Raw genomic sequence first — 7,356 nt, 5'->3', positions numbered from 1 at the left:
CGTATAGAATCCCACAGACAGCCGCCCAGCCTCGCCGCGTCCGTTAGACTTGGCTGACGTAACCAGCGCATCCATTTGTTCGAGAATGGACCGCGCCGTTCGGAGAAAATCCCGGCCCGCCGACGTGGCGCAGACGCCGCCGCTCGATCGCTCGAACACAATCACGCCTATTGATTCCTCGAGCTCCCGAATGCAGCGGCTCAGAGTTGACTGCTGAGTCAACAAAGCTTCTGCAGCCCGCCGGAAGCTTCCATACTCCGCGGAAACAACCGCATATCGGAGGTGTTGAAGGGGGACCGTTGCAGATTGATTGCGGAGAGATAAATATCTGTGGTCTTGTTCGTCGGCCATTCGCGACCATGGTGCTCTAAGAATGTAGGAGCATCGATAAGATATTTGGAATTGGGTGATTTCATCGGCAGGCTGTGTTTTTTATTGGGCCGATTCGTGCGCTGCCGTCGGCGTCCGGCAGACGAAGACTGAGGCGCCATCCCGGCCGCGTGTCGCCCGAATAGCGCACGCTTCTCGCAGATCGTCGGATAAGCGACTTCGCGCTTGCTACCCGTGGCGACTGCACCTCGTCGTGAACATCGCGCCCATCGCGCGCCTGATCGGCATCCGGCGAAAGCGCTTTACATCGTCGGGATCAGGCCGCTGATCACTGCGATCGCGGTCTGAGACACCCCGTCACGGCTCTCTGGACGGGGACCCTCGAAGGCCGTTTTTACACGGCCAAGACCCTTTGCGGACTTCAGGAGCTGACGTAAAATGGCGGTCTCACTTCCCCCAGCGCGCCCAGTCCTTGTAGCCTTCCATAATCGATCGCGGCTTTGTTACGGTACATTCAAAAACCCCGTTCGGCCTCACTGGATCGCCCGTAGCGAATATCAAGGTCAGCGATCGGACACCCTCGCCCCACACCGCTTCAGTTTGACTCGTGGGACCAGGCCCAAAAGTGAGCTTGATGACGCCATCCTTTATGCTTGTAATGTTGCCTGACGAGCCCCCGGACGAATGTTCATTTTCCACGACGACAGTTTTTGTGACGCGATCCATAGTGATAAAAAACGGGCCGGTGTTGCCTGGACAACTGAGCGAAAATCGATTGGGTCGCGACGTTTCGGATCAATTGCTCCGGCTGATAGAATGTGGAAAGCATCGTTCTGCCAGCAACTCCAATACAGGTGTGGTGCATTGCAAATATTCCCAACTCTCCGGCCGGCAATCCCGGCCAGGTCACCACATTGCGCTTGCGATTGTAGGAAAGAAGGATGCGTCCACCGGCGCCCCTCAAGCTGAGATCCAATTGTTCGTCGGTCGCCGAGATGATTTCACCCGTTATGATGTTTCCTCCGGCGCGCTCAAACACGAAGTGACTTTTTTCGATATCAAAGGTCATGAAATAAGGTTGCGACTAGCGGAAGTGCTGGCCATCGCAGCGGACTGACATCGGTTCGGCTGCTGCTGGCATAGGGCAGGCCAAAGCTATAAATAAGAGGAATGTGAGATGGTGCATTGATCATCCGTTTCAGTATTCACCTTGCATGGCTTTTGTAATGGATGCTTCAAACGTATTTATGCGCGGATAACGAGACTCGCGACTTTTAAGGCATTTGGATTACGATGCGCGCTCGATCAGAGGCAGGCGCGCGGGTGCGGATCGCGCGCAACTTCCGAATTTGGCACAGCCGACATGGCTAATCGATTCACCGACGTCCGCGAGGGGTAGAGCCGACCTAAGCCTCCATCGCTGGGAACGCCTGCAAATGACCCTGAGCGGAGTTAAGGGGCACCAAGCCAGCCCACCTGCATGAAGATGCTTTTTGATGCTGATTGCTTGGGCTAATCTATCGTACTTCAGGACAATGTTGGCCTGTTCTCCAGCGCTCGCGAGAGGCTCAGTGGGCAAGGACCTTCACCCAGGACCATCAGCTTGGCCCGCGAGCGGCGGGGAGATGGGCGCGCGAGTTCGCGCGTTCGATTGGGAGAAGACTCCGCTTGGGCCGATTTCCAGTTGGCCCCAGAGCCTCAAGACCACCATTGACCTCATGATGGCATCGCAACTTGCGATGAATCTGATCTGGGGTCCCGAGCGCATCCTAATCTACAATGAGATCCATCGTGCGTTCATGGGGACGAAGCATCCTCGTGCCTTCGGCCGACCCGGGCGCGAAGTCTGGGGCGAGGTATGGGAGGCGGCCGAAGCGGCGATCCACCGCCGTGTTTTCGCGGGCGAGACCGTTACGCTGGAAGACCATCCCTGGACGCTCCTGCGCAACGGCGGTCCTGAGGAAGCGTTTTTCACGTCGTATTTTACGCCCATCCACGATGAGACGGGCGCGGTCGTCGCCAATCTTGCCACTGCTTTCGAGACCACCAACGCCGTTAAGGAAAAGGCGGAGCGGGACCGGGCCGAACGGGCCTTGCGCAAGAATGAAGCCAGACTGCGCGAGGTACTCGAAGGAATCGGCGAAGCCTTTTATGCGCTTGATCAGAATCAACGTTTTCTTTACGCAAGCCGCAAGGCGCTCGAGATCTGGGACAAGAAGCCCGACGATTTGATAGGCCTCCCGTTTCTCTCAGCGTTCCCGAACGCTGTCGGCACGCCGGACTATGAGGCGCACCGGCGCGCATTTGAGACAGGCACGGCCCAGCATTTTGAGAGCCTCTCGCCTTTGATCGGGCATTGGTTCGAGGTCGACATCTATCCAACCTCGACCGGCGTTTCTGTTGCGTTCCGAGACATCCACCGGCGGAAACACGCAGAAGCGTTGCTGCGGGCCAGCGAAGCGCGGCTAAAGGCGGCAGCCGAACTAGTCGGCTTATCGCCTTATTCTGGCGACCCTAGGACCGGCGCTCTCGACTGGGATGCACGCCTTAAGGCAATGTGGGGATTGCCCGCCGACACCATCGTCGACGCACCGATGGCTGTCGCGGCCATACACCCTGACGACCAGGCTCGGGTCGCAGCGGCGTGGGAAGCCTCACTCGACCCCGCCAGCGATGGCGTTTTCGTGGCCGAGTACCGTGTGTTGGGAATCGAGGACGGCATAGAACGTTGGGTCTCTACCCATGCCCAAAACTTCTTTGAAGGCCGGCAGCCGGTCGGATTCATTGGCGCCATACGCGAGATCACAGAGGAGAAGCACGCCGGGTCGCGTCTGCGCGAGAGCGAAGCGCGGCTGAAGGCGGCCGTCGATCTCGCGAGGCTCGGCTGCTATGCTTGGAATCCACAGTCCAACAAGTTGCAATGGGATGATACGGTCAGGGGCATGTGGGGTCTGCCGGCGGGCGCGGTCGTCGACTATGAGGTGTGGCGGTCCTGCGTTCATCCAGACGATCTTGCGCGTGTCGAGGCCGCTATCCAGCGGTGCGCCGACCCGCGGAGCGATGGGGTCTACAATATCGAGTACCGGGTAATCGGAAAAACGGACGGCGTGGAACGCTGGATCGCGACCCGCGGTCAGACCAGTTTCGACAATGACGTGCCGGCTTCGTTTTTCGGAGTCGCCCTGGAGATCACGGATCGCAAACGTATTGAAGAAAGGCTCGAGCGCCGCGTTGAAGAGCGGACGCGCGAACTGGAGGAGGCCAACAAGCAGCTAGGTGCTCAAATGGAGCAACGGGAAATCGCCGAGGCCGAGTCCCAGCAACTGCAACGCATCGACGCGATAGGGCAGATTACGTCAGGCGTCGCGCACGACTTCAACAATCTTTTGAGCGTCGTGCTCACTAACGCGCGTATGTTGTCGCGCAATCTGAGGGATCCCGGTGATCAGGAAGGTTGCGAACTGGTTCTCGGAGCGGCGCAACGAGGCGCGAATCTCACCTCGCAACTGCTCGCGTTCTCGCGCCAACAGCGGCTTGAGCCTAAAGTGGTCGATCTCAACAGCACCATCGTGAAGATGAGTGGCCTACTCAATGCCTCGCTTCGTGGAGCGATCCAACTCCGCACGAACCTCGCCGCGGACCTTTGCCCAGCCTTGGTAGATCTAACTCAAATTCAGTCGGTGATCCTTAATCTGGTTATTAACGCCAGAGACGCTATGCGGCCAGGGGGGACTCTGACCCTCGAGACTTTCAATGCCATCACCGATAAAGAGCTCTCCGGCCCGGAAGCGCCGGCTCCGGGAAAGTATGTGGGACTGGCCGTCCGAGATACAGGCATGGGTATCCCCGACGATGTGCTCCCTCACGTCTTCGAGCCCTTCTTCACTACGAAAGGACCAGGAAAAGGATCGGGTCTCGGACTCGCCCAAGTTATTGGTTTCGCCAAGCAGTCGGGTGGAGGCATCGCGCTTAAGACGCACGTCGGCGAAGGCACCTCGGTGACGGTGTTCTTACCTTGTGCCGAAGTGGTCCCACGAGTGCGCAAAAGAGAATCTGATGCCGAGCAAATTTCCACGGTGGAGCTAAAGCCGTGTATTCTAGTTGTTGATGATGATCAGGCAGTTCTCAGGTCAACCGTTAGGGTACTTGAGGCCGTCGGATACGCGGCGGTGGCCGCTGCCAGCGGACAAGAAGCCCTTGAGCTGATTGCAAACGGTCTGAAGATGGAGCTTGTTCTTGCGGATTTCGCCATGCCGGAAATGACAGGAGTCGAGCTCGCGAAAGCGATCCGCGCGACCCATCCCGACTTGCCCGTGATCATCGTCACCGGTTATGGAGATCGCGAGACTTTAGAGGAGTTTCGAGAAGCGCAAATACTTCGGAAGCCTTATGATGAAGACGGACTGATGAAGGCGATTCTAACGGCACTAACCTAGGGTGATCTGCGTACTTCGACCCCCGCCTGTGGCACCTAGCTGATCTGCACGGGCGGTCTCCAGTCGATCTCGCCGGATGCGTAGCGTCGGGTCGTTAGTCCGACATAGAGTCCGACGCTTCTTGACCTTTTGAAGCGCGTAGGGTCGTCGATCGTTGCAAGAAAGCAAAGAGCCGTAACAGGGCCGATGCCAGCGTCGTCATGAACTGTCGCACTTGGGCATTGCTGCGTGCGGGCTTCATGACCTTACGGTCGAGATCAGCAATCTGCTGCTCGATGGCTACTCGGGCGCTGAGTAACGGTGTTATGGCAACCGCGAGTTCCGGCCGATTTTCGATGAGCTCGGCAGCACTCGATGCGAACACGTTCATCTTTGCTGGGCCAATAATCAGCCCGAGGTTCTTTAAGAGCCCGCGGACTTGGTTCTCGAGATCCCGCTTGATCTTGACGAGCAGAGCTCGGCTGACGAGGAGAGCCTTGACCGCGTGACTGTCGAGGTCTTCGACGCGCACTTCCTTGTACCATCCACATTGCATGATGCGCGTGATTCCTACGGCATCGTTGCGGTCGCTCTTGTTGATCTGCATTCTCAAGGCCGCCTTTGCGTGCCTGCGTCGATGCAGATGACGGGCAGCCCGAGCTTGTTCAACTCGGTCCATAGCCATGTCGACGTTGCCCCTGTTTCGAGTCCGATCCGCGCGACATGCGGCGCGTTTGATTTGATGAATGCTGCGATCGCTTCCGGATCAGAATGAACCATTCCTTCACGCTGAATCTATCCTGTCCGATCAACAATGCAGATCGCTGTCAGCTTCAGCGATACGTCCAGTCCGACATAATGCTCCCTTGCAGCTCTCTTGTCGTTACAAGGCTCAAGAGCCGAGCCTCATCGATTCCTGGAGAGCTGATTCTGAGAGCGTCAGTATGGCTTCTGGCCCGGAATTACCCCATCTGTGAAAACGCGAGAGATCGAAACGCCGCGAGAATTGCATTCTTCGGTTCGCTTTCAAAGTTGAATGCGGTTGCGCGTTTGAGGGCTGAAATAGTCTTAGACGCATAACTTCTTCTATCGCTCTCTATCGTCTTAGCGTTTTTGCACAGCCAAGACCCAAAGCGGACTTACGGTGCCCAGTAGGCGTCATCCCGGGGGGGCCGGAAGGCCACCTAGGAGTCACTTCTCCGCGGAAGTCGTAGAACGGCCACCACCATCGATTGCCCTGGTTCGTTTGGCCTGTTAGGGCGCCCCCGGCCGCAGACGTCGCTCGACAGATCGTTCCAGTAAAAGGAGCTGCGTACCGCTGGGCATTCGCAATGCAAAGCGAAAAACTAGATCGTCCGGCTGTTGATTGAGAGCTAGATTAGCCAGAGGTCGCTGCAGCCGTGTTCGTTCCAGGGGGCGTGGCGCGTTTGTTCCAGCGCTCGGCCGCCTGTGTAACGGTCGGCGCACTGGGGCCGAACGCCCAACATTTCCTGCATGCCACGAATTTCGGCACGATGTCGCTGTTGATCCAAACTTCCGAGCCGCCGCAGAAAGGACAGGGCTGCAGCGGTTGCACAGAAACAGGGAATCCGTGCAGTGGATCGATAGCAGCGCTGTGAGCGAGTTTCCTAGGCATGCAATTTCTCGTGTTCTCATCGCAAGGCGGAGGGAGGGACTGCGCGCTTGCCAATACACGCGGGACGGCTCGATGGCGGCGAGTTCGAGCCTCGAGGTGCACGTCGTGGATTACTCAGAGTCTATCCGGTCTATCCACCGGGTTCAATTCGGCATCGATCTTGTCGAGGAGACGCTCGATTTCGTCGTGCTCGTTAGGGCCCGGATATTCTTCCAGGCGGCTGAGCAGGTGCTCCTTTCGCGTCAGCAGCTCTGCGCACGGTTGGACTTAGAAGTCCATACCACCCATGCCGCCGCCCGGAGGCATGCCGGCCGCCGGAGCGTTCTTCTTCGGCAGTTCGGCCACCATGGCTTCGGTGGTGATCAGGAGAGCCGCGACGGAAGCCGCGTTCTGGATCGCCACGCGAACCACCTTGGTCGGGTCGATGATGCCCTTGGAGACCAGGTTGCCGTATTCGCCGTTCTGCGAGTCGAAGCCGTAAGAGTACTGCTCCTTCTCGAGGATCTTGCCGACGATGACGGAACCGTCTTCACCCGCGTTGATTGCGATCTGGCGGGCCGGCGCGGACAGCGCCTTGCGCACGATCTCGACGCCGGTCTTCTGGTCGTCGTTCTGGGTACGGATGCGCTTGAGCTGCTCGGAAGCACGGAGCAGGGCGACGCCGCCGCCCGGCACGATGCCTTCTTCAACCGCCGCGCGGGTCGCATGCATCGCGTCATCCACGCGATCCTTGCGCTCCTTCACCTCGACTTCGGTCGCGCCGCCGACGCGGATCACCGCGACGCCGCCCGCGAGCTTGGCCAGACGCTCCTGCAGCTTCTCGCGGTCGTAGTCCGAGGTGGTTTCCTCGATCTGCGCCTTGATCTGGGCAACGCGGGCCTCGATGTCGGCCTTCTTGCCGGCGCCGTTGACGATTGTGGTGTTTTCCTTGTCGATCATCACCTTCTTGGCGCGGCCGAGCATCTGCAGGGTGAC

7 protein-coding genes are annotated in these 7,356 nt (G+C 58.4%); 2 read left to right on the top strand and 5 right to left on the bottom strand.

Going from position 1 to position 7,356, the window contains the following annotated elements; genetic code table 11:
- On the bottom strand, positions 1-351 hold a 351-nt coding region (locus tag CQ12_RS42625; RefSeq protein ID WP_157088424.1), incomplete at its 3' end, for a LysR family transcriptional regulator.
- 613 nt (positions 352-964) lie between these two features.
- Between CQ12_RS42625 and CQ12_RS44090 the strand changes: the two genes are divergently transcribed.
- Together CQ12_RS44090 and CQ12_RS23550 are read left to right on the top strand one after the other, a co-directional pair.
- A complete protein-coding gene (locus tag CQ12_RS44090) occupies positions 965-1,447 on the top strand; it encodes a hypothetical protein (protein ID WP_157088421.1) in 483 nt (160 codons plus the stop codon).
- A 454-nt stretch (positions 1,448-1,901) separates the two neighbouring features.
- Complete coding sequence (locus CQ12_RS23550; RefSeq protein WP_198164239.1) at positions 1,902-4,766, top strand: hybrid sensor histidine kinase/response regulator; 2,865 nt, start codon at positions 1,902-1,904, stop codon at positions 4,764-4,766.
- Between the two features lie 35 nt (positions 4,767-4,801).
- On the opposite strand, the gene CQ12_RS47750 is transcribed toward CQ12_RS23550, so the two are convergent.
- The 4 genes from CQ12_RS47750 to CQ12_RS23540 all read right to left on the bottom strand — a co-directional run.
- On the bottom strand, positions 4,802-4,918 hold the full coding sequence (locus tag CQ12_RS47750; protein ID WP_430642257.1) for a transposase: 117 nt from the start codon (positions 4,916-4,918) through the stop codon (positions 4,802-4,804).
- The gene (locus tag CQ12_RS46585) at positions 4,861-5,352 is read right to left on the bottom strand and encodes a hypothetical protein (protein ID WP_057837686.1); all 492 of its coding nucleotides are present in this window, start codon (positions 5,350-5,352) and stop codon (positions 4,861-4,863) included. The genes CQ12_RS47750 and CQ12_RS46585 overlap by 58 nt, the downstream gene beginning before the upstream one ends.
- Positions 5,353-6,123: 771 nt before the next feature.
- On the bottom strand, positions 6,124-6,381 hold the full coding sequence (locus tag CQ12_RS47745) for a Lar family restriction alleviation protein (RefSeq protein ID WP_083519443.1): 258 nt from the start codon (positions 6,379-6,381) through the stop codon (positions 6,124-6,126).
- 267 nt (positions 6,382-6,648) lie between these two features.
- Positions 6,649-7,356: TCP-1/cpn60 chaperonin family protein (locus CQ12_RS23540; protein WP_283807398.1), on the bottom strand; the 708-nt coding region annotated here is incomplete at its 5' end.

The sequence above is a fragment of the Bradyrhizobium jicamae genome (assembly GCF_001440395.1).
Classification (GTDB): domain Bacteria; phylum Pseudomonadota; class Alphaproteobacteria; order Rhizobiales; family Xanthobacteraceae; genus Bradyrhizobium; species Bradyrhizobium jicamae.
Note: the sequence above shows the minus strand (reverse complement) of the source record. Positions and strands in the feature narration are given on the sequence as shown.

Excerpts from the sequence above, each read along its gene's own strand:
- CQ12_RS44090 (WP_157088421.1), top strand. The coding sequence starts at position 965 with ATGACGCCATCCTTTATGCTTGTAATGTTGCCTGACGAGCCCCCGGAC.
- CQ12_RS46585 (WP_057837686.1), bottom strand. The coding sequence starts at position 5,352 with ATGCAGATCAACAAGAGCGACCGCAACGATGCCGTAGGAATCACGCGC.
- CQ12_RS47745 (WP_083519443.1), bottom strand. The coding sequence starts at position 6,381 with ATGCCTAGGAAACTCGCTCACAGCGCTGCTATCGATCCACTGCACGGA.